A 21460-nucleotide genomic window follows, 5' to 3' on the forward strand; every position below is an offset into this window, starting at 1 on the left:
ATGGCTACGAATCCTCCTACAATCACCAGAGCGCCATCGCCAAAGGCGTCGTTCCCGGCGCGAAAATACGTCAGGGCCAGGTGATCGGCTGGGTCGGCACCACGGGAGAATCAACCGGCCCGCACCTTCATTACGAGCTGATCGTCAACGGCACCAAGGTCGATCCGTTGCGCATCCGCCTTCCGGGCGGGAAATCGCTGCAGGGCGAGGCGCTGGCGAAATTCGAAGACGAGCGAAAGCGTATCGATACGCTGCTGAACAACCCGACGCCGGAGCAGGTGGCGAGCAAGTAATCTCTAAACGAAATGGCGGCCGAAGCCGCCATTTCTCATTCCGAAGCAAACTAAATTAAGCCGCAGCGCTGACCGTCTGCCGCGTGCTGAACTGCAGCCGGTCCGAGCCGTTCGTCACCTTGACAGTCGATCCGTCCGGCACCTGGCCCGACAGGATCTGCTCGGCCAACGGGTCCTGCACGAACTTCTGGATAACCCGCTTCAGCGGCCTTGCGCCGTAAATCGGATCGTAACCCTTGTTCGCCAGCCAGTGACGAGCGTCCTCGTCAAGGTCGATGACGATCTTGCGTTCGGACAGCAATGCCACCAGCCGCTTCAGCTGAATGTCGACGATCGCACCCATCTCCTCGCGTTTCAGGCGGTGGAAGAGAATGATCTCATCGATGCGGTTCAGGAATTCCGGCCGGAAATGCCCACGCACGACATCCATCACCTGCTCGCGAACCGTATCGCTATCGTCGCCGTCCCGGAGCTGCGTCAGATATTCGGCTCCGAGGTTCGAGGTCATGATGATCATCGTATTGCGGAAATCGACTGTCCGGCCCTGGCCGTCTGTCAGCCGTCCGTCGTCAAGCACCTGCAGCAGGATGTTGAAGACGTCGGGATGTGCCTTCTCGATCTCGTCGAACAGCACGACCTGATACGGCCGTCGGCGTACGGCTTCCGTCAGCGCTCCGCCTTCGTCATAGCCGACGTAGCCGGGAGGTGCACCGATCAGTCGGGCGACGGAGTGTTTCTCCATGTATTCCGACATGTCCATGCGCACCATCGCCGTTTCGTCATCGAAGAGGAAGCGGGCGAGCGCCTTGGTGAGCTCCGTCTTGCCGACGCCGGTCGGGCCGAGGAAGATGAACGAGCCGATAGGCCGGTTCGGATCTTGCAGGCCGGCGCGGGCGCGGCGGACGGCGCGCGACACGGCCTGAACCGCATCGCCCTGGCCGATCACCGATTTTGCCAGCTCGTCTTCCATCCGAAGCAGCTTGTCACGTTCGCCTTCCAGCATCTTGTCGACCGGGATGCCGGTCCAGCGGGAAACGACATGGGCGATATTGTCGGGGCTGACGACCTCCTGCACCATCGCGCCGCGCTCGCCGTCCTGCTTCTCAGCTTCGACCAGTTGCTTTTCGAGATCCGGAATGACGCCGTAGGTCAGTTCGCCGGCGCGCTGGAACTCGCCCTTGCGCTGGGCGATCGCCAGTTCGTTGCGGGCATCGTCGAGCTGCTTCTTGAGATCGGCGGCAAGGCCGAGCTTCTGCTTTTCCGCCTGCCAGCGGGCCGTAAGCGCATCGGCCTCCTCTTCAAGCGCGGTGAGTTCGGTCTCAAGCCGCTTCAGCCGGTCGGCGGAAGCAACGTCGGTTTCCTTCTTCAGCGCCTCGCGCTCGATCTTCATCTGAATGATCCGGCGGTCGAGTTCATCGAGTTCTTCCGGCTTGGAATCCACCTGCATGCGCAGTCGCGCCGCTGCCTCATCCATCAGATCGATCGCCTTGTCAGGCAAAAAGCGATCTGTGATATAGCGGTGGGACAGCGTCGCGGCGGCGACCAGCGCCGCATCGGCGATGCGCACCTTGTGATGTTGCTCGTATTTCTCCTTGAGTCCGCGCAGAATCGAGATCGTGTCTTCGACCGTCGGTTCGTCGACGACGACGGGCTGGAAGCGGCGCGCAAGCGCCGGATCCTTCTCGACATGTTTGCGATACTCGTCGAGCGTTGTCGCGCCGACGCAATGCAGCTCGCCGCGCGCAAGGGCGGGCTTCAGAAGGTTCGAGGCATCCATCGCCCCGTCCGCTTTGCCGGCACCGACCAGCGTGTGCATTTCGTCGATGAACAGGATGATCTCGCCGTTTTCCGCCTGGACTTCATTGAGCACGGCCTTCAGCCGCTCTTCGAATTCGCCGCGATATTTCGCGCCGGCAATCAGCGCGCCCATGTCGAGCGCCATCAGCTTCTTGTCCTTGAGCGATTCCGGCACGTCACCGTTGACGATGCGCAGAGCCAGACCTTCGACGATCGCGGTCTTTCCGACGCCCGGCTCGCCGATCAGCACCGGATTGTTCTTGGTGCGGCGCGACAGGACCTGGATGGTGCGGCGGATCTCATCGTCACGGCCGATCACCGGATCGAGCTTGCCCTCGCGGGCCTCGCCAGTGAGGTCGCGGGCGAACTTCTTGAGTGAATCGAAGCCCTGCTCGGCACTGGCGGAATCCGCCGTCCGGCCCTTGCGGATATCGTTGATGACCTGGTTAAGGCCTTGGGCCGTCACCCCCGCATTCTTCAGCGTCGAATAGGTCGAAGCCGAGGATTCGATCGCCAGCGCCTGCAGCAGACGTTCGACCGTGACGAAACTGTCGCCGGCTTTCTTGGCCGCCTCTTCCGCGGTCGAAAGCACCTTGGCGAGCGGCTGCGCTAAGTAGATGTTGCCGTTGCCGCCTGATATCTTCGGCAACTTGGCAAGAGCCGCGTCATTGGCGAGGCGAGCAGCCTTGACATCGCCGCCAGCACGCTCGATCAGCGACGCCGCCATGCCCTGATCGTCGTCGAGCAGAACTTTGAGCACGTGTTCGGGTGAAAATTGCTGATGCCCCTGCGCCAGCGCATAGGTCTGGGCCGACTGGATGAAACCGCGCACCCGCTCGGAATATTTCTCGATATTCATATTCTACCTCCATTGATCGCCCTGCCCTTACGAGGCGCAGACCGATGATTGAGATCGACCCCCTGAAAAGGCAGGTCGCGCTTGGCCCGTCTGGGATTTGGGCGAAGCAGTCGAAGAGAATATGGTACGCTGTTCCGGGAGTTTAAAGAGCCCATAAGACGAAAATCCCCGGCACGAAGGCCGGGGATTTTCAAGGAAATTCGAACAGATGGCATAAGTACCCGGCTCTCCCCGAAAGGAACGGCCAGATCCCTTATTCCGATGCGGCATCCGCCAGAACCGGTGCCTCGGCGGAAGCACCCTCGCCTTCGGGGGCTGCATCGCCGTCTGCGCCGCGACGCGGGCGACGGGGACGATTGCCGGGGCTACGACGACGGGGCTGGCGTTCGCGTGACTGGCCGGCAGAGCCTTCCTCATCCATGGCGACCTCGGCGGGAATGCCTTCGATCTCCGGCTGTGGGCCGGTTCCGTCGATTATTTCGGGCTGGGGTGCCGGGGCAGGCGCCGCAACTGGTGCCGGCGCGGGCTTTGTCTGCGCCTGCGGCTGGTGCTGCCTGCTCTGCGGCGGCTGGACGACCACGACATCGTCGCCGTCATTGTCGCTGGTATCGATGTCGTCGCTGTCGCGATCGGCCGCGTCGCGGTCATTGTAGTCACTGCGATCGTCGCGCTGGAATCGCTCCTGCATCTGCGCCTGAGCGCTGGCGATGATCCGATTGTAATGTTCGGCGTGCTGAAGATAATTCTCGGCTATCACACGGTCGCCAGAGCTCTGGGCATCACGGGCAAGCTGCGCATATTTCTCGGCGATATGCTGTGCAGTACCGCGAATCTTCACATCCGGGCCGGAGCTGTCATAGGTCCGGGTCAGCGGGTTGCCGCCCTTGCGGTTGAAATTGTTGTTATTGTTATTTCCGCCGCCGCCATTGTTATTGTTGTTACCACGCCCTCGACCGCGCTTGTTTTGCTGTCCTGGCCTCATAGATCGTTCACCTGAATTCTCTGTTTGTGATGGATACATGGCACCAACCGCCATGACCGGAAAACCGGGTCAGGACCTTTGTGCCGCGAGCATACTGCGCCTTTGCGCCGACCTGCCGCTTGGTTCTCAAGTCAGTTTGACTGATTCACGCGTTGGGTCGTGTTCAACCGTTGAAACTCTCGTTTAAAAGAGCGGACCCCCGAGGCAAACCAAGTACCGAACGAATCTCGTTCATTCCTATCTGCCCAACACGTGTCCGCAACCTATATTGCTTCCCTGGGAAATCCAAGCCTTTTCTTCGCAATAGCAATAATGTCCCGCCCAATGCCGCAATTATCGCCTTTTACGCGAGCGCGAAAACGAGCGCCCTATCGTTCTGACCATAATCTTTCACGGATTTGAGGCACCTGAAGCCTTCCGCTTCGAAGATCGCCGTCACATCGTTTCGCTGATCGTAGCCGATTTCCAGTCCCACGACCCCTTCGGGCCTCATGAACCTTGCCGCATCCTTGGCTATGGCTTTGTAAGCGTCAAGCCCATCCGGGCCGCCATCCAGCGCTGCAACCGGATCAAATTTCGTCACTTCAGGAGCGAGATCGTGAATGACATTGGAGGCAATATAGGGCGGATTTGAGACAATCGCGTGAAACGAGCCTCGGATGTTCTCGAACCATCTCGACTGCACGGCCTGAAAGCGATCCTGCAACCCGTTTCTTTCTGCGTTTGACTTTGCCGTCCGAAGTGCATCCGACGATATGTCGCTGCCGATACCTGACGCCTCGGGACATTCGCTCAAAAGCGCAAGGCATATCGCCCCAGTCCCGGTTCCGATATCAAGAATATGGAGATGGCGTTGCGCCATTGCAAGGTCCTTCAGATAAGGAAGCACCGTATCGACCAGGATTTCCGTATCCGGACGCGGCTCCAGAGTTTCCGCCGACAAGCCAAGCGGCAGGCCGTAAAATTCACGCTCGCCCAGAATACGATGCACCGGCTCATGGCCGAGCCGGCGTTCCACCGCCTTGAAAATCACATCAATCTGCTCAGGTGAAAGCCTCTCAGCCGACCGCGTCAACAGCTCCGTCGACGACAGCTTCAAAAGACCTGCGACAAGCAGCCGCGCATCGGTCGCCGGATCGACAATGCCCGCCTCGGTGAAACGACGGCGCGCTTCGGCAAGCGTATCGGCGACCGTAGCGCTCACTGCTGTTCGCCGAGCTGCGCCAGCTGGCTTGCCTGGTAGTCGGCCATCAGCGCGTCGACGACCTCCTCGATCTCGCCTTCCATCATCCGGTCGAGCTTGTAAAGCGTCAGATTGATGCGATGGTCCGTGACGCGCCCCTGAGGGAAATTGTAGGTACGGATGCGTTCGGAACGATCACCGGAACCGACCTGGCTCTTGCGATCGGCCGAGCGCTCGCTGTCGGCGCGCTGCCGCTCCGCGTCGTAAAGCCTGGAGCGCAGCACCTGCATCGCCTTGGCGCGGTTCTGATGCTGCGATTTTTCCGAGCTGGTGACGACGATGCCGGTCGGCAGGTGGGTGATGCGCACTGCCGAGTCCGTGGTATTGACGTGCTGGCCGCCGGCTCCCGAAGAGCGCATGGTGTCGATGCGGATGTCCTCCGGCCGAATCTCGATGTCGATCTCCTCGGCCTCCGGCAGCACCGCCACCGTTGCGGCCGACGTGTGAATGCGCCCGCCCGCCTCGGTCTCCGGCACGCGCTGCACGCGGTGCACGCCAGATTCGAATTTCAGCTTGGCGAAGACGCCCCTTCCGGTGATCGTCGCAATGATTTCCTTATAGCCGCCGGCTTCGCCCTCGCTTGCCGAGAGCACTTCGACTTTCCAGCCCTTCTCGGAGGCGAAACGCTCGTACATGCGAAAGAGATCACCGGCGAAAAGTGCTGCTTCCGAGCCGCCGGTGCCGGCGCGGATTTCGAGGATTGCGCTTTTCTCGTCGGCCGCATCTTTCGGCAGAAGCAGAATTTGCATCTCCTGCTCCAGCGCCTCGATCCGCTCCTTCACCTCGGGCAGTTCGAGTTCGGCGAGGTCTCGCATCTCACGATCGACCGATTTGTCCTCGAGCAGCGTTTCGAGATCGGCAAGCTCGGCGACAGCCTTTTCATAGGCGCGGATCTTCGTCACGACAGGCTGCAACTCGGAATATTCGGATGCAAGCTTCACATAAACATCGGCGGCTGGACCGGCCGACATGCGCGCTTCGATCTCGCCGAAACGGCGTTCCAGCTCGCGCATCTTTTCAACGGGAAGCTTCGCCACCCTGCACTCCGATTCTTCTTATATTTCTCTAAAGGGGAATATTGTGGCTCTCGGCGAAGCGGGCAAGCACCTCGCGCATCGGCACCGTGCTGCGATGATCGTCCAGCACTTCGTCCATCACCTTCGCCAATGCCCCGACATCAAGCCCGAGCAGCATTGCCTTTACCGGACCAATCGAGGCCGGCGACATCGAGATCGAGCGAAAGCCGACGCCAAGCAGCGCCATTGCCGAAAGTGGCTTGCCGGCAAGCTCCCCGCAAAGCGTCACGGGCGTCTTGTTCCGATCCGCCCCACGCACGATATCGCGGAGGATCCGCAGGAAAGGCTTGCCAAGAGGGTCGAAGCGATCCGACACCCGCGCATTGCCACGATCGACCGCCATAGAAAACTGGAAGAGGTCGTTGGAACCGACCGAGACGAAATCGACCGCCTCCATCAGTTCGTCAAGCTGCCAGAGCAGCGCGGGTACCTCCAGCATCGCTCCGAATTGCAGCTTGCGCGGCAGCCCATGCCCGAAGCGCGATAGATGCTGCACTTCCTTCTGCAGGAGCTCGCGCACCATCTTCAACTCGGAAACCTCGGTCACCATCGGCACCATCAGCTTCAGCTCGGTGCCGGCCGATGCCTTCAGCAGGGCGCGCAGCTGGGTGCGCAACAATCCCGGCCGGTCGAGCGACAGCCGGATCGCGCGCCAGCCGAGCGCGGGATTTTCTTCCTCATGGCCTCGGAAATAAGGCACCACCTTGTCGCCGCCGATATCGAGCGTGCGGAAGGTGACCACGCGGCCTGCCGCCTGTTTGATCACATTACGGTAGAACTGCTCCTGCTCTTCCGCCTTCGGCATGGTCGAAGCGATCATGAACTGCAGCTCGGTGCGGAAGAGACCGATACCCTCCGCACCCGATTCCGAGAGCTGCGGCAGGTCGACCAGCAGGCCGGCATTCATCATCAGCGAAATCCGCTGGCCGTCCTTGGTGACCGGCTCGAGGGCACGCAGCGCCCGGAACTGCTCCTGCCGCCTCGCGCGGAAGCGCACCTTTTCTTCGTAGGAGCGCCGGTGATCGGCCATCGGGCGAAGATGCACATGCCCTTCGTCGGCGTCGATGATCACGGCATCGCCATTCTCGGCGAGCGCCACAACGCCCGCCGCCTGGCCGATGACGGGAATGCCCATGGCGCGGGCGACGATCACCACATGGCTTGTCACCGCCCCTTCTTCCAGCACCAGTCCGCGCACATTGGCGCGGGGATAATCGAGCAGCTCGGCCGCCCCCATGGCCCGCGCCAGGATAATCGCGTCATTGGGAAAACCTTCGGCGGTCGTGCGCCCGGTATAACCCGTCAACTGCCTGAGCAATCGGTTCGCCAGATCCTCGAAATCATGCATGCGTTCGCGCAGATAAGGGTCGGTCAACCGCATCATCCGCGCCTTGGTGTCGCTCTGCACCTTTTCGACCGCCGCTTCGGCCGTCAGGCCGTTGCGGATCGCCTCCTCGAGCTTGCGCACCCAGCCCTGGTCATGCGCGAACATGCGATAGGTTTCGAGCACCTCGCGATGCTCGCCCTCCATCGACACGTCACGGCGCGACAGCATGTCGTCGATCGAGATCCTCAGCGACCCCATGGCCTCCGCCAGCCGCCGGATCTCCTTCTCCGTATCCTCGTTCAGCAGGTTGGTGACGACAATGCGCGGCTCGTGCAGGACGACATAGCCGAGGCCGATGCCGTCATTATAGGTGTCGCCGTCGATCGTCACCGAGCGTGTCAGATCGAGTTCGAGGCCGGGCTTGGTGATCTTCTTGAGCTCGCCGGTGGCGATCATCTCGGCAAGCACCATCGCCGTCGTTTCGAGCGCTTCCACTTCCTCGTCGCGATAGTTGCGGCTCGCCTTGTTCTGCACGACGAGAACGCCAAGCGAGCGTCCGGTCCTGAGGATCGGCACACCGAGGAAGGAATGGTAGATTTCTTCGCCCGTCTCCGGCAGGTAACGGAAGGCCGGATGCGACTGCGCGTCGGAAAGGTTCAGCGGCTGCGCCGAGGCCGCAATCGTGCCGACCAGGCCCTGCCCCATCTTCAGCTGCGCCAGGTGCACCGCCTCTCGGTTCAGGCCTTCGGTCGCATAGAGTTCGAGCACACCGTCGGCGCGCAGCACGTAGACGGAGCAGACTTCCGCCACCATGTTGCTGGCAATCTGGCGGACGATCCGGTCAAGACGATCCTGCGGCTCCAACGGCTCTGCCATCAACTCGCGCAGCCGCCTGAGCAGCACGCGCGGACCGCCGGAAAGGTCTCTCATGGCGTCTCAAGCTCCCGAAACAACGCACTCAGTCCCGGCAGGCCGGCCCTCGTCTACTCAACCTGAAGGGGCAGGCCGCCCACTGGGAATCAATTCTTATCCAGACCGTAGCAGGAATGCAAAGTCCTGACAGCGAGTTCTGCATAGGGACCGTCGATCAGGATGGAAATCTTGATCTCGGAGGTGGTGATCGCCTTGATGTTGATGCCTTTTTCGGCAAGTGCACGAAACGCGGTGGCAGCAACACCCGCATGGCTGCGCATGCCGATGCCGATGACGGACACCTTCACCAGCCCCGATTCGTTCTGCACGACATCGTAACCGATCTTCTCCTTATGGTCGCCGAGCACCTTGATCGCCTTCTCGACGTCGCCCGACGGCACGGTGAAGGTCATGTCGGTCTTCGATCCGTCCTCGGAGATATTCTGGACGATCATGTCGACATTGATATGGGATTCTGCAAGCGGCCCGAAGATCGCGGCGGAGACGCCCGGCCGGTCGGCAAGACGGCGAAGCGAGATCTGAGCCTCATCCTTGGCATAGGCGATGCCGGTGACTACTTCCTGTTCCACGATTTCATCCTCGTCACAAATCAGCGTTCCGGGCGGGTTCAACAGATCGCCCATGCCCGGAGCATCGGGATCTTCGAAAGACGAGCGCACGAAGGTACGCACCTTGTGCACCATGGCAAGCTCGACCGAACGCACCTGCAGCACCTTGGCGCCGAGCGAGGCCATCTCAAGCATTTCCTCGAAGGCGATCTTCTTCAGCCTGCGCGCCTGCGGCACGATGCGCGGATCGGTCGTATAGACCCCGTCCACATCGGTATAGATATCGCAGCGATCCGCTTTGACAGCCGCCGCAATGGCGACGGCCGACGTGTCCGATCCGCCGCGTCCCAGAGTGGCGAGGCGGTTGTCAGGCCCCAATCCCTGGAAACCGGCGATAACGGCGACCTGTCCCTCGCCCATCCGCTTGATGATGTCGGAGCCATCGATTTCCAGAATCCGGGCCGCGCCATGCGCATTATCGGTGCGGATCGGGATCTGCCAACCCTGCCAGGAGCGGGCATTGATATCCATCGCCTGCAATGCGATCGCAAGCAGCCCAGACGTCACCTGCTCGCCGGAAGCGACCACCGCGTCATATTCGCGCGCATCATAAAAGGGAGAATTGGCGCCGATCACCTTCGGCATGCCTTGCACCCAGCCGACCAACTCGTTGGTCTTGCCGGACATGGCCGAGACCACCACCGCGATCTCGTGGCCGGCATCGACTTCGCGTTTCACGTGGCGGGCAACGTTCTTGATGCGGTCCAGGTCAGCGACGGACGTGCCGCCGAATTTCATTACGATGCGTGCCATATGCCTCTACCACGACTGGCGCCGGACAGCGGAAACCCGACCCGGCATCACGAAAGCTCTGGGGCGAACCGCTTGGCGAAAGAGCCGGGCTTCCATTTCTGGAACCGCTCTAAAGCCCAGGCCCCTGAAGGCCCCAAGTTGCGGCGTCTCTTAGCGAGTTTGGCGGGGGGAGGCAAGCGTACACGATAAAAGCAATTGCCGGCCATTTGCACGCTCGCCCCTCCCTTATGCGCCGCCCCTTGACTTATGCCCCCGATCGTCCGACTTCACATGACATGAACGATGGAGAACACCATGACGGAAACCGCCAGAAGCACGATCGACCAGGGCGAAGTGGACCGCTTCTCGGCGATGGCGGCGGAATGGTGGAGCCCGACCGGCAAGTTCAAGCCACTGCACAAGTTCAATCCCGTTCGCCTCGCCTATATAAGAGACAAGGCCTGCGAGAATTTCGGACGTGATCCGAAAAGCGCCCGGCCGCTCGAAGGTCTGCGCGTGCTCGATATCGGCTGCGGCGGCGGCCTCCTGTCTGAGCCCGTCGCGCGCATGGGCGCCTCCGTCGTCGGCGCCGATCCTTCCGAGAAGAACATCGGCATTGCTTCGACCCACGCCAAGGCGTCCGGCGTCCCGGTGGACTATCGCGCCGTCACTGCCGAGGAGCTTGCAGATGCCGGCGAGACCTTCGATATCGTCTTGAACATGGAAGTGGTCGAACACGTCGCCGACGTCGAACTCTTCATGACGACCTGCGCGAAAATGGTCCGCCCCGGCGGCCTGATCTTCGTCGCCACCATCAACCGCACAATGAAGGCGGCGGCCCTTGCCATCTTCGCCGCCGAGAACATCTTGCGCTGGCTGCCGCGCGGGACGCATCAATATGAAAAGCTGGTGCGCCCCGAAGAATTGGAAAAGCCGCTCGCGGCAAGCGGTCTCGAGATCACCGACCGCACCGGCGTCTTCTTCAACCCGCTGTCGAACCAGTGGAATCTGTCCCGAGATATGGATGTGAACTATATGTTGCTGGCGAAGCGTCCGGCATAATTCCCGGAGGTAATAAGCCGGCTACACTTTAGCGGATGCTCCCGCCAAGAAGGCCGGGTGCACTGACTGCATCTTAGTTTACGTCCTCCGGCAGCACTGGAATGGCGGCGATCTCAATGCCCTCTTCGACGAGCGCCTGGGCCTCGTCGACTGTCGCCTGGCCGATGATGCCGCGGGCATCCGTCTCGCCATAGTGGATCTTGCGGGCTTCCTCAGGGAACTTCGCACCGACATCCTCGGAATTGGCCTTGACGGCCGCGACCGCCTCTTTCAGCTTTTCCAGGGCCTCGCGGCGCATGGCGTCCATCGCCAGCGTCTGCCGCTCGTCCTTCTTGCGCGCGGTCGACACCGAAGGCGCCATCAGGAGCTTGGAGACGGCGGCGGAATGGCAGACCGGGCAGGTCAGAAAGCCGCTGGCGACCTGGCGGTCGAAATCGGCGCTTTCCGAAAACCAGCCTTCGAACTCATGGGCATTGTCACAGGTAAGGGAATAGCGGATCAAGCGGCGACGCCTCCTGCGACTGCCCCCGCGATCTTCTCGACCGAGAATTCCCGGCCATTCCTCAGGTTCGGGATCTTGTCACGGGCGGCCTTGACCGCGCCGGGATCGATCTCGGCGAGGATGATCGCCTCGCCGGTCGCGCCGGCGGACACCAATACCGTTCCCCAAGGATCGATAATCATCGAATTGCCAAAAGTCTCGCGTCCGTCCTCGTGGCGGCCGGCTTGCGCAGCAGCGATGACAAAGACGCCGTTCTCGATCGCGCGTGCCCTCAGCAGGATTTCCCAATGCGCCTCACCGGTCTGCCTGGTGAACGCTGCGGGAACCGTCATAACCTCGGCACCGGCGATCGCCTGCGCACGGAAGAGCGCCGGAAATCGAACGTCATAGCAAATGGCGAAGCCCATTTCTGCGAAGGGCAGCGACAGGACGCGCGCTTCCGAGCCGGCCGTATAGGCCGCACTTTCGCGCCAGCTTTCGCCATTGTCGAGATCGACGTCGAACATGTGGATCTTGTCATAACGATTGAGAATCCGCCCATCGGGACCGAACAAGAACCCGCGGTTTGCAATCTTGCCGTCGGCAAGCGCGATCGGCGTCGATCCGACATGCATGTAGATGCCAAGTTCCGCTGCAAGCGCCGAACCGGTCTTGACGATGATATCGCGCGTCTCGTCGGCAAGCACGGCGCGTGCCGCCGCCCGATCACGCTGCAACATTCCGGTCATTTCGGGCGTCTGCACATAGGTCGCGCCTTGAGCGGCAGCCTCGCGCACCAGCCGCGCCATCGCTGCGGCGTTCTTTTCCGGATCGACCCCGGAGCACATCTGGACAGCGGCGGCCTTGAAGCTCATCGGTTCGTCCTCAGGCCGCCAGCATCGGATCGAGCTTGCCGGCCCGGTCGAGCGCGAAGAGGTCGTCGCAGCCGCCGACATGTTTGGTGCCGATGAAGATCTGCGGAAATGTCGTGCGCCCGTTCGCCTTGCCGATCATCTCCTGGCGGAGATCCGGCGAATATGTCGCGTCATGCTCGACATAGTCGACACCCTTCTGTTCGAGAAGGGACTTGGCGCGGCTGCAATAGCCGCAGAACTGCCGTGTATAGATCGTGACGGGTACCATGATATCTCCAGACGAATGCCGGGTATTTTCTGTCATATAGGCTCGGAGAGAGCCCTTGCAAAGGTCAAAACCGTTATCTCGGCCGCACCCGCCTTGCGCAGCGTCCGGCTGGCGGCGGCGACCGTCGCCCCGGTCGTATAGACGTCGTCGACAAGCACAATACGCTTGCCGAACACGTCGTTCTCGCAGTCTTTGGCAATCGCGAAAGCACCCCTGACATTGTCCTCGCGCGCCTTGGCGCCGAGGCCGACCTGCTGACTGGTGCGCTTGACGCGGATGAGCGTTGCGGCGAGCAGCGGCTTGCCCGATAGGCTCGCCATATGGCGAGCAAGTTCGGCAGCCTGGTTGTACTTCCGGGCCAGCATGCGGGTGCGGTGCAACGGCACAGGGATCAGCGCATCGCAGCTTTCCACCGCGCCGTCGGAGGCACGCAGCATCCAGCCGGCCATCATCGGTGCCAGGTCGGTGCGATCGCGATATTTCAACCCGTGAACGAGATCTCGGACCGCATGGTCGTGCGTCGCCGCTGACCGCAACCGGTCGAAAGGCGGCGGATTGGCGATCGCATCGGCGCTGAGGATGCCGACGCCGAGATCATGCGAGAAGGGAATGCCGAGCACTTCGCAATAGGGCCGCTCGATGAATCGGATGCCGGACCAGCATTTCGCACACAGTCCGCGATGGTCGCCGGTCGAAATGCCGCAGACGGAACAGGCGGGCGGATAGAGAAAATCGGCGAGCGCCGAAAACGGTCGCAGGAGATGCGCCCGGAGCAAATCTGTCGGCCATTCGGATTGGATCCGTTTCATAAGGTCGAGACTAGCCTGTTCTCTTCGAAAGGAAAATCGCCTTGCCGCTTCAGCGAGCCGGGACTATGGACATTCCCATGGAAACGATCTTCGACAGAGCCCTGATCGCCGCACATCGCCATCGCGCGCTTGTCAACAACGACCTGAAAGCCGCTTTCCTGCTCGACATCGCGGCCCAGGAAATGGCCGAGAGGCTTGATGTCGTCGAGCGGCGCTTCGACACCGCCGTTGAATTGCATGGCACGACCGGTGCAGCCGCCCGCGCGGCGCTGGCGACGGGCAAGATCGGCGCGATGATCCGTGTCGAGAGCGAAAGGGCCTATGCGGTCCCTGTCGAAACCTTGATCGAGGCGCCGCTCGAGGAGGTGCCGCTTGCGCCGCAATCGGTCAATCTCATCCTCGCGCCGCTCAACCTGCATCTGACCAACGATACGCCTGGCGTTTTCATCCAGATTCGTCGTGCCCTGAAGCCGGACGGCCTGTTCCTGGCGGCCATTCCCGGCGCCGGCACGCTGCAGGAACTGCGTGAAGTGCTTTTGGCAGCCGAGGTCGAGATGACGGGCGGCGCAAGCCCGCGCGTCATTCCTTTCGCCGATGTGCGCGATATCGGCAGTCTGATGCAGCGCGCCGGCTTCACCCTTCCGGTGATCGACGCTGAGAACTATACGGTCCGATATGACTCGCTCTTTCCGCTGATGCGCGATCTCAGGGCGATGGGCATGAGCAATCCGCTTGCAGCCCGCAGCCGCATACCGCTGACGCGCGCCTTCTTCCTGCGCGCCGCAGAGATCTACGCCGAACGATATTCCGATCCCGACGGACGCATTCGCGCGACATTCTCGATCATCTATGTCTCCGGATGGGCTCCGCACGAGAGCCAACAGAAGCCGCTCCAGCCGGGCTCGGCCAAAGCACGCCTTGCCGACGCGCTGAAAGTGGACGAACACAGGCTCAAGCAGTGATCGTCCGCAGCTTCTTCAATTGACGGTGATATTGTTGCTGACCACGTTGAAGACGTTCTGCAGGCTGCCGGTGAAGATGCCGAGACCGGAGACAAGTGCCGTGCAAATGATGGCGGCGATCAGGCCGTATTCGACCGCCGTTGCGCCGATGTCATCTGCAAGAAATGCTTTCCAAAGACGCATTACCCCAACCTTCTGCGTGAGCCGCCTGCAACGATCAATTCCACAGCCACCGAGCGATGGCCGTCATTCCAAACGTCCGGCTTCAGCAACCGGCGCCGACGCCGTAGCCTTGGACGACGCAGACTGAGCCGGGCGTGTCCTGAAGGACGCTACGACGAATGGTATAGTGCTTGCCGCTTTCGTTCTTCGGAATCGATCCGGTCGTGATCGTATCGAAATCGACCGGTGCGCTCGCAAAGACGCTTTTCTTCGAGGAGTCCGCAAGCATGGGCGTCAGAATCAATGTCAACGCGACCACCGCCGTGCCGAACAGAAGGGCGATATTGAGCGCACCGGTCCTGCGCGAGGCAGACGAAGCCCGTTCCTTTTCCCGGACAGCTTTCCAGAAATCATCGTCCATGACGTCAAGCCTTTTAATACACGCACGCCAGATGCTTGATTGAGGCCGATCTTTGGCAGAAGGTGTTAAACGATCCATTAATATCCACAGCCGAAAACGCCGCGGCGAGACAATAATCAGCTAATGCTAAAGTAAATCCTGCAACATCGGGATCAGCGGCTCGTCGGCCGGCGGCATCGGGTAATCCCGTAGCGCCTGCGCACGCACCCATTTCAGAGCCTGCCCCTCGCGGCCCTGGGCAATCCCCTCATAGCGCCGGCAGATATAAAGCGGCATCAGCAGGTGGAACGTCTCGTAGGAATGGCTGGCAAAGGTGAGCGGCGCCAGGCAGGCGATCTTGGTCTTGACACCAAGCTCCTCCTCGAGCTCGCGCACCAGCGTCTCCTCCGGAGTCTCGCCGGGCTCGACTTTCCCTCCGGGAAACTCCCAGAGCCCCGCCAGCGACTTTCCCTCAGGACGCTGTGCCAATAGGATACGCCCGTCGGCATCGATCAGCGCACAGGCGGCGACCAGCAATATCTTCCGGCCTGCCTCGCTCATCGCGACCGTCGCTGCCAATAGCAGTAATGATAGGCGTCGCGAAACCCGAGGCGCTCGTAAAGCGCGATGGCCGGGCGATTGGAAAGCTTGACCTGCAGCCAGGCCGAACGGGCGCTACGCATGCGCGCCCAGCGTAGCGCTGAAGTCAAGATTTCGGTGCCGAGCCCTTCGCGCCGTCGCGTTTCGCAGACCGAAAGCGACATGATGCCGGCAAGATCGTTATCCTGGACGCAGAGCACGGTCGCAAGCGGTCCCTCCACGGCATTCTCGATGAGGAAAAGCCCCGACGGCGGCTTGATCGCCGAAATGATTTCGGCAAGCGCCGGTTTCAGGCTCACTGGCGCCCCGTCGACCGCCAGGTTGGCATCGACGAAACGACCGACATCGTGGGTCGGCAGATGATCGAGAGTGTCCGGCAGCTCGGCTTCAGTGAGATCGCAGGTCATCACCACGGTCTCGTCGAACCGTGTCCAGTTCCGGGCGCTGAGAAGCTCGATCAGCACCGGCGAGGCGAGCGGTGTCTGACGGACCACGGCGGCGCGGCCATAGGCCTCGAACTTCCGGCTCGCCTTTTCCAGACGGATCTCGACATCGCGATGGTCCGAGGGGTCGAGCGGCACAATGGAATTCAGCCGGTTGGACGGGTGGCCCGCCGTCAGCCGCACCTGCCAGCTGCCGTCATATTGCACGGACGCCGCCGGCCAGGCGCGAAAGCCGACGGCCTCCAGCCTGCGAACCAACGGCAAATTCTTTGAAGATATGGATGCTTGGCCCAATGGACGATCAGCTCCGATAGTCGCCATTGATTGCAACATATTCCTTGGTGAGGTCGCAGGTCCAGACGGTTGCCGACCCCGTACCGAGGCCGATATCGACTTTAACGGGGATGTCCTGCGCTTTCATCACATTCGAGGCGGCGGCCTCGGAATAATCCGGGTCACGCTCGCCGTTGACGGCGACCCTGATATCGCCGAACCAGATGGCGAGCCGGTCACGATCCGCCATCTCCCCGGCTTTGCCGACGGCCATGACAATACGGCCCCAATTGGCGTCTTCGCCGGCGGCCGCCGTCTTGACCAGCGGCGAATTGGCGATCGACAGCGCAATGCGCTTGGCGGCGGCATCGCTCTCGGCGCCCGTTACAGTGATTTCGAGCATCTTGGTGGCGCCTTCGCCGTCGCGCACAACCTGCAGCGAAAGGTCCTTCAGCACTTCGTTCAGGGCGGCGCGGAAAGCTGCAAGGCGCGGATCGTCGGCGCGTTCGATGTGGGCCTGGCCGTCCTCGGCCGCAGCCCCCGTCGCAAACAGCATCAGCGTATCGGAGGTGGACGTGTCGCTGTCGACGGTCATGGAATTGAAGGTCGGCCCGACGCCGTCCGACAGAAGCGCCTGTAGCGCTTCGGAGGCGATATCGGCATCGGTGACGACGAAGGAGAGCATAGTCGCCATGTCGGGCGCAATCATGCCGGCGCCTTTGGCAATGCCGTTGATCGTCACGGCCACGCCGCCGATCTCGGCGCTGCGGGTCGAAACTTTCGGATAGGTATCGGTCGTCATGATCGCCTTGGCGGCTTCGAACCAGAAATCGCCGGTCGCCTCGGCCTGCATCCTGTCAAGAACGCCAGCGAATTTGGTGGCATCGAGCGGCTCACCGATGACGCCGGTCGATGCCAGATAGATCTCGTTTTCGCCGCAGCCGACGGCCGCAGCAGCCGACTTCGCGGTCAGCGCGGTCGCCTGGCGGCCCTTCATGCCGGTAAAGGCATTGGCATTGCCGGAATTGACGACGACGGCGCGCGCAGTGCCGTGGGGCAGGTTCGCACGGCAGAAATCGACTGGCGCGGAGGGGCATTTGGAACGGGTGAAGACGCCCGCGACCGATGCCGGCTTATCGAAGACCATCATCAGCACGTCGGTGCGGTTCTTGTACTTGATGCCGGCCGAAGCCGTCGCCATGCGCACGCCGCGCAGCGAAGGCATCGGAACGAAGGATTTCGGGGCGAGCGGCGAAACGGAACCGGACATGATGAAACCTGCCAATGAGCATTTCCCGGCGACTGAAAGAACCGGCTCGCCGTCCGGAAATGCGACAACAACGATAAGGAAGGGCCCGGAAGAACCGGGCCCTGATGCGAATATTTACTGCTTCGGCGCCGGCTGGGCGGGCTCGCTGCCCGGCTCCGGCTGCTTGTTGGCCTCGTCGTAACCCTTGCGCAAAGTCTCGTCCGAGATCTCGATCTTGGCAGAAGACTTCGCCTGATTGAGCAGGGCAAGATACTTGTCGCGCATGACGAGCTGACGAACCTGGTCCTGCACCTGATCGAAAGGCGGCGGCGGAGCGTCGCGCTTGTCCTCGACCTTGATGACATGATAGCCGAAATCAGTCTTGACCGGCGTTTTCGAATAGGCACCCTTCTCGAGCGCGAAGGCCGCGTCCTCGAATTCCTTCACCATACGGCCGCGCGAGAAATAGCCGAGATCGCCACCTTCCGACTTGTTGGGGTCGGTGGATTTTTCCTTGGCGAGTTCGGCGAAATCCTTGCCGGCGTCAAGCTGCTTGATGATGTCCTTGGCTTCGTCCTCAGTCTTGACCAGGATGTGGCGGGCGTGGACTTCTTCCTGCTTCGGCAGGGCTGCGACTTCCTTGTCGTAACGAGCCTTGATTTCGTCAGGCGTCACTGTGTCGACGACGTGCTTCTTGAAATAGGCGTTGTGAAGCTCACGATCGGTGAGATACTGCATGCGCTTCTTGAATTCGTCGGTCTGGTCGAGCTTCTCAGTCGTGGCGCCGGTCGCAAGCAGTTTCACATCGATGGCTGCGGAGAGCGCCGCGACCTTCTTCTGGTCGTCGGGAAGCTGCGCCAGCTGCGGATCGAGGTTGGCAACGGCGAGATCGAGTTCAGACTGGTGGATCTCCAGATTGCCGACCATGGCGACGACGGCGTCCTCTGCATGGGCCGGAGCCTGGAACGCAACAAAAGTTGCAAACGCCAGCACGGCGAATTTATTGGTGCTCAACATCAAATAACCCTTCACAGTTACATCGCCGGCTTCAGCATCGCCTGTTCCAGCTCAAAATAGCCATCAACACCGGATTGTGGCCTTTCTGTATCCGCCAAATCCGTTGACATCATTCGACCCCCCTCTTATCTGTCACGCAACCTCGCGTCCAGAACAGTTTCCGGGCGTTTCAAGGCGTGCGCCTGATTTTCGGCTGGGCCACGGACAAGAAACGTCGCGGATGAATATTGAGAAAGGACCAGTCACATGGTCAGCTTTGGCGGTATAGCCCGCAAGTTATTTGGGTCGTCCAATGATCGCCGCGTGCGGTCCTACCAGCCGAACGTCGCCGCGATCAACTCCATCGAAGAGAAGACGAAGGCGCTGACGGACGAGCAGCTCGCGGCAAAGACCGTCGAATTCCGCGCCCTTCTCGCCGAAGGCAAGACGCTCGACGACATTCTGATTCCCGCCTTCGCCGTCGTGCGCGAGGCGTCGCGCCGCGTTCTCGGCCTGCGACCTTTTGACGTACAGCTGATCGGCGGCATGATCCTGCATTCGAATGCGATCGCCGAGATGAAGACCGGCGAAGGCAAGACCCTCGTCGCCACCCTGCCGGTCTATCTGAACGCGCTTTCCGGCAAGGGCGTGCACGTCGTCACCGTCAACGACTATCTGGCCCAGCGCGATGCCGCGACCATGGGCCGCGTCTACAGCTTCCTCGGCATGACCACAGGCGTCATCGTCCATGGCCTCTCCGACGAGGAGCGCCGCGCGGCCTATGCCTGCGACATCACCTATGCCACCAACAACGAGCTCGGCTTCGATTATCTGCGCGATAACATGAAGTACGAGAAGAATCAGATGGTCCAGCGCGGCCACAATTTCGCGATCGTCGACGAAGTCGACTCGATTCTCGTCGACGAAGCGCGCACGCCGCTGATCATTTCCGGTCCGCTCGACGACCGTTCCGAGCTCTACAATACGATCGACGCCTTCATTCCGCTGCTCGCGCCCAGCGATTACGAGATCGACGAGAAGCAGCGTTCCGCCAACTTCTCCGAAGAGGGCACCGAGAAGTTGGAAAACCTGCTCCGCCAGGCTGGCCTTTTGAAGGGTAACGCGCTCTACGACATCGAGAACGTCGCAATCGTCCACCACATCAACAATGCGCTCAAGGCCCACAAGCTCTTTCAGCGCGACAAGGACTATATCGTCCGCAACGACGAAGTCGTCATCATCGATGAATTCACCGGCCGCATGATGCCGGGGCGGCGTTATTCGGAAGGCCAGCACCAGGCGCTCGAAGCCAAGGAAAAGGTGCAGATCCAGCCGGAAAACCAGACGCTGGCTTCGATCACTTTCCAGAACTACTTCCGCATGTACGATAAGCTCGCCGGCATGACCGGCACTGCGCAGACGGAAGCGGAAGAATTCGCCAACATCTATAATCTCGACGTGGTCGAAGTCCCGACCAACCTGCCGATCAAGCGTATCGACGAGGACGATGAGGTCTATCGGACCTTCGACGAGAAGTTCAAGGCGATCATCGACGAGATCCTCGATGCCCATAAGCGCGGTCAGCCGGTGCTCGTCGGTACGACCTCGATCGAGAAGTCGGAGCTGCTTGCCGAGCGCCTGCGCAAGCAGGGTTTCAACGACTTCCAGGTGCTGAACGCCCGCTACCACGAGCAGGAAGCCTATATCGTCGCCCAGGCCGGTGTACCGGGCGCCGTCACGATCGCCACCAATATGGCCGGCCGCGGCACCGACATTCAGCTCGGCGGCAACCTGGAAATGCGTATCGAACGCGAGCTCGGCGATGTCGAAGCCGGTCCGGAGCGCGACGCAAAGGTCCAGGCGATCGTCGAGGAAATCAAAACTCTCAAGGAAAAGGCGCTTGCTGCCGGCGGTCTCTACGTCATCGCCACCGAACGCCACGAAAGCCGCCGTATCGACAACCAGCTGCGCGGCCGCTCCGGCCGTCAGGGCGACCCCGGCCGCTCGAAATTCTACCTTTCGCTTCAGGACGACCTGATGCGCATCTTCGGCTCCGACCGCATGGACAGCATGCTGACCAAGCTCGGCCTCAAGGAGGGCGAGGCGATCGTCCATCCGTGGATCAACAAGGCTCTCGAGCGCGCGCAGAAGAAGGTCGAAGCCCGCAACTTCGATATCCGCAAGAATCTGCTGAAGTATGACGACGTCCTCAACGATCAGCGCAAGGTGATTTTTGAGCAGCGTCTCGAGCTGATGGAATCGACCAATATTTCCGAGACCGTCTCCGACATGCGCCGCGAAGTGATCGAGGATCTGGTCGAAAAGCACATCCCCGAGCGCGCCTATGCCGAACAGTGGGATGCCGTCGGCCTGAAGACCGGTGTTGCCAATATCCTGAACCTCGATCTGCCGATCGAGGAGTGGTTCAAGGAAGAAGGCATCGGCGAAGACGACATTCGCGAGCGCCTGACGCAAGCCGCCAACGCCGCCTTTACCGAAAAGGCCGAGCGCTTCGGCGACGACATCATGCATTATGTCGAACGCTCGATCGTCATGCAGACGCTCGATCATCTCTGGCGCGAGCATATCGTCAACCTCGACCACCTGCGCTCCGTCATCGGTTTCCGCGGCTATGCCCAGCGCGATCCGCTGCAGGAATACAAGTCCGAAGCTTTCGAACTTTTCACCGGCCTCCTCAACAATCTGCGCGAGGCCGTCACGGCCCAGCTGATGCGCGTCGAGCTGGTGCAGCAGGCGCCGGCTGAGCCGGAACCGCCGCTGATGCAGGCCCATCATCTCGATCCGACGACCGGGGAGGACGATTTCGCCCCGATCTACCAGGCCTCCGAAGTCTTCGTCTCGCCTGAAAACCGCAATCCGGAGGACCCTGCCACCTGGGGCAAGGTCGGGCGCAATGAGGCCTGCCCTTGCGGCTCCGGCAAGAAATACAAGCATTGCCACGGCGCTTTCGAGCAGGTCTGAGGCAAATCACGAGAAAGCTGGAAATGCCGCCTTCAAGGCGGCATTTTC

General features: G+C 61.2%; 20 protein-coding genes (1 of these 20 running past the window's edge). 4 read left to right on the plus strand and 16 right to left on the minus strand.

Annotation, left to right across the window (positions count from 1 at the left end; all coding sequences use genetic code 11):
• Positions 1–293: the 3' end of a M23 family metallopeptidase gene (locus NMA58_RS18220; RefSeq protein ID WP_085779596.1), read on the plus strand. The gene continues 1648 nt to the left of window position 1, outside the view; only the last 293 of its 1941 coding nucleotides appear in the window; its start codon lies beyond the left edge, outside the window; it ends in the stop codon at positions 291–293.
• Between the two features lie 55 nt (positions 294–348).
• On the opposite strand, the gene clpB is transcribed toward NMA58_RS18220, so the two are convergent.
• The 6 genes from clpB to NMA58_RS18250 form a co-directional block, all read right to left on the minus strand.
• Positions 349–2949, minus strand: coding sequence for an ATP-dependent chaperone ClpB (gene clpB / locus NMA58_RS18225; protein WP_085779597.1), 2601 nt, complete (start codon positions 2947–2949; stop codon positions 349–351).
• Between the two features lie 253 nt (positions 2950–3202).
• Positions 3203–3931, minus strand: a complete 729-nt coding sequence (locus NMA58_RS18230) for a DUF4167 domain-containing protein (RefSeq protein ID WP_434711520.1) — start codon at positions 3929–3931, stop codon at positions 3203–3205.
• 343 nt (positions 3932–4274) lie between these two features.
• A complete protein-coding gene (prmC, locus tag NMA58_RS18235; RefSeq protein WP_434711521.1) occupies positions 4275–5135 on the minus strand; it encodes a peptide chain release factor N(5)-glutamine methyltransferase in 861 nt (286 codons plus the stop codon).
• Positions 5132–6211, minus strand: coding sequence for a peptide chain release factor 1 (prfA, locus tag NMA58_RS18240; RefSeq protein WP_097601642.1), 1080 nt, complete (start codon positions 6209–6211; stop codon positions 5132–5134). Before prfA ends, prmC begins: the two co-directional genes overlap by 4 nt.
• A gap of 28 nt (positions 6212–6239) precedes the next feature.
• Complete coding sequence (ptsP, locus tag NMA58_RS18245; protein ID WP_434711522.1) at positions 6240–8507, minus strand: phosphoenolpyruvate--protein phosphotransferase; 2268 nt, start codon at positions 8505–8507, stop codon at positions 6240–6242.
• A gap of 89 nt (positions 8508–8596) precedes the next feature.
• Positions 8597–9871, minus strand: a complete 1275-nt coding sequence (locus NMA58_RS18250; protein WP_434711523.1) for an aspartate kinase — start codon at positions 9869–9871, stop codon at positions 8597–8599.
• Between the two features lie 294 nt (positions 9872–10165).
• Between NMA58_RS18250 and ubiG the strand changes: the two genes are divergently transcribed.
• Positions 10166–10912: a bifunctional 2-polyprenyl-6-hydroxyphenol methylase/3-demethylubiquinol 3-O-methyltransferase UbiG gene (gene ubiG / locus NMA58_RS18255; protein WP_430960166.1), complete on the plus strand. Its 747-nt coding sequence runs from the start codon at positions 10166–10168 to the stop codon at positions 10910–10912.
• A gap of 73 nt (positions 10913–10985) precedes the next feature.
• On the opposite strand, the gene NMA58_RS18260 is transcribed toward ubiG, so the two are convergent.
• From NMA58_RS18260 to NMA58_RS18275, 4 genes are read right to left on the minus strand one after another with little or no spacing between them, the layout of a single operon-like run.
• Positions 10986–11414 (minus strand): DUF1178 family protein, encoded by a 429-nt coding sequence (locus tag NMA58_RS18260; protein WP_430960167.1) that lies wholly within the window; start codon positions 11412–11414, stop codon positions 10986–10988.
• Positions 11411–12268, minus strand: coding sequence for a carbon-nitrogen hydrolase family protein (locus NMA58_RS18265; protein WP_430960168.1), 858 nt, complete (start codon positions 12266–12268; stop codon positions 11411–11413). Before NMA58_RS18265 ends, NMA58_RS18260 begins: the two co-directional genes overlap by 4 nt.
• A gap of 10 nt (positions 12269–12278) precedes the next feature.
• Positions 12279–12536, minus strand: coding sequence for a glutaredoxin 3 (gene grxC, locus NMA58_RS18270; RefSeq protein WP_085779605.1), 258 nt, complete (start codon positions 12534–12536; stop codon positions 12279–12281).
• Positions 12537–12568: 32 nt separating this feature from the next.
• Entirely contained in the window at positions 12569–13345 is a 777-nt protein-coding gene (locus tag NMA58_RS18275; RefSeq protein ID WP_434711524.1) for a ComF family protein, read from the minus strand.
• 77 nt (positions 13346–13422) lie between these two features.
• Between NMA58_RS18275 and NMA58_RS18280 the strand changes: the two genes are divergently transcribed.
• Positions 13423–14307, plus strand: a complete 885-nt coding sequence (locus NMA58_RS18280) for a methyltransferase domain-containing protein (RefSeq protein WP_434711525.1) — start codon at positions 13423–13425, stop codon at positions 14305–14307.
• Between the two features lie 15 nt (positions 14308–14322).
• Here the strand turns inward: NMA58_RS18280 and NMA58_RS18285 are convergent, their stop codons facing one another.
• The 6 genes from NMA58_RS18285 to NMA58_RS18310 all read right to left on the minus strand — a co-directional run bounded on the left by NMA58_RS18285 (position 14323) and on the right by NMA58_RS18310 (position 18451).
• A complete protein-coding gene (locus NMA58_RS18285) occupies positions 14323–14490 on the minus strand; it encodes a Flp family type IVb pilin (RefSeq protein ID WP_085779607.1) in 168 nt (55 codons plus the stop codon).
• 82 nt (positions 14491–14572) lie between these two features.
• Positions 14573–14890 (minus strand): hypothetical protein, encoded by a 318-nt coding sequence (locus tag NMA58_RS18290; protein WP_064697586.1) that lies wholly within the window; start codon positions 14888–14890, stop codon positions 14573–14575.
• A gap of 126 nt (positions 14891–15016) precedes the next feature.
• Complete coding sequence (gene mutT / locus NMA58_RS18295; RefSeq protein WP_085779608.1) at positions 15017–15430, minus strand: 8-oxo-dGTP diphosphatase MutT; 414 nt, start codon at positions 15428–15430, stop codon at positions 15017–15019.
• Positions 15427–16233 (minus strand): GNAT family N-acetyltransferase, encoded by an 807-nt coding sequence (locus NMA58_RS18300; protein WP_434711526.1) that lies wholly within the window; start codon positions 16231–16233, stop codon positions 15427–15429. The genes mutT and NMA58_RS18300 overlap by 4 nt, the downstream gene beginning before the upstream one ends.
• The gene (gene argJ / locus NMA58_RS18305) at positions 16214–17455 is read right to left on the minus strand and encodes a bifunctional glutamate N-acetyltransferase/amino-acid acetyltransferase ArgJ (protein WP_183705415.1); all 1242 of its coding nucleotides are present in this window, start codon (positions 17453–17455) and stop codon (positions 16214–16216) included. Before argJ ends, NMA58_RS18300 begins: the two co-directional genes overlap by 20 nt.
• 114 nt (positions 17456–17569) lie before the next feature.
• The gene (locus tag NMA58_RS18310) at positions 17570–18451 is read right to left on the minus strand and encodes a peptidylprolyl isomerase (RefSeq protein ID WP_085780207.1); all 882 of its coding nucleotides are present in this window, start codon (positions 18449–18451) and stop codon (positions 17570–17572) included.
• Between the two features lie 246 nt (positions 18452–18697).
• Between NMA58_RS18310 and secA the strand changes: the two genes are divergently transcribed.
• Complete coding sequence (secA, locus tag NMA58_RS18315; RefSeq protein ID WP_434711527.1) at positions 18698–21412, plus strand: preprotein translocase subunit SecA; 2715 nt, start codon at positions 18698–18700, stop codon at positions 21410–21412.
• Positions 21413–21460: the final 48 nt, after the last annotated feature.

Source organism: Rhizobium sp. YTUHZ045 (genome assembly GCF_051124255.1).
Classification (GTDB): domain Bacteria; phylum Pseudomonadota; class Alphaproteobacteria; order Rhizobiales; family Rhizobiaceae; genus Rhizobium.

Excerpts from the sequence above, each read along its gene's own strand:
- NMA58_RS18250 (WP_434711523.1), bottom strand. The coding sequence starts at position 9,871 with ATGGCACGCATCGTAATGAAATTCGGCGGCACGTCCGTCGCTGACCTG.
- argJ (WP_183705415.1), bottom strand. The coding sequence starts at position 17,455 with ATGTCCGGTTCCGTTTCGCCGCTCGCCCCGAAATCCTTCGTTCCGATG.
- NMA58_RS18300 (WP_434711526.1), bottom strand. The coding sequence starts at position 16,233 with ATGGCGACTATCGGAGCTGATCGTCCATTGGGCCAAGCATCCATATCT.
- NMA58_RS18280 (WP_434711525.1), top strand. The coding sequence starts at position 13,423 with ATGGAAACGATCTTCGACAGAGCCCTGATCGCCGCACATCGCCATCGC.
- ubiG (WP_430960166.1), top strand. The coding sequence starts at position 10,166 with ATGACGGAAACCGCCAGAAGCACGATCGACCAGGGCGAAGTGGACCGC.
- grxC (WP_085779605.1), bottom strand. The coding sequence starts at position 12,536 with ATGGTACCCGTCACGATCTATACACGGCAGTTCTGCGGCTATTGCAGC.
- NMA58_RS18310 (WP_085780207.1), bottom strand. The coding sequence starts at position 18,451 with ATGTTGAGCACCAATAAATTCGCCGTGCTGGCGTTTGCAACTTTTGTT.
- mutT (WP_085779608.1), bottom strand. The coding sequence starts at position 15,430 with ATGAGCGAGGCAGGCCGGAAGATATTGCTGGTCGCCGCCTGTGCGCTG.
- secA (WP_434711527.1), top strand. The coding sequence starts at position 18,698 with ATGGTCAGCTTTGGCGGTATAGCCCGCAAGTTATTTGGGTCGTCCAAT.
- NMA58_RS18265 (WP_430960168.1), bottom strand. The coding sequence starts at position 12,268 with ATGAGCTTCAAGGCCGCCGCTGTCCAGATGTGCTCCGGGGTCGATCCG.
- NMA58_RS18285 (WP_085779607.1), bottom strand. The coding sequence starts at position 14,490 with ATGCGTCTTTGGAAAGCATTTCTTGCAGATGACATCGGCGCAACGGCG.
- ptsP (WP_434711522.1), bottom strand. The coding sequence starts at position 8,507 with ATGAGAGACCTTTCCGGCGGTCCGCGCGTGCTGCTCAGGCGGCTGCGC.
- NMA58_RS18275 (WP_434711524.1), bottom strand. The coding sequence starts at position 13,345 with ATGAAACGGATCCAATCCGAATGGCCGACAGATTTGCTCCGGGCGCAT.
- NMA58_RS18290 (WP_064697586.1), bottom strand. The coding sequence starts at position 14,890 with ATGGACGATGATTTCTGGAAAGCTGTCCGGGAAAAGGAACGGGCTTCG.
- NMA58_RS18230 (WP_434711520.1), bottom strand. The coding sequence starts at position 3,931 with ATGAGGCCAGGACAGCAAAACAAGCGCGGTCGAGGGCGTGGTAACAAC.
- clpB (WP_085779597.1), bottom strand. The coding sequence starts at position 2,949 with ATGAATATCGAGAAATATTCCGAGCGGGTGCGCGGTTTCATCCAGTCG.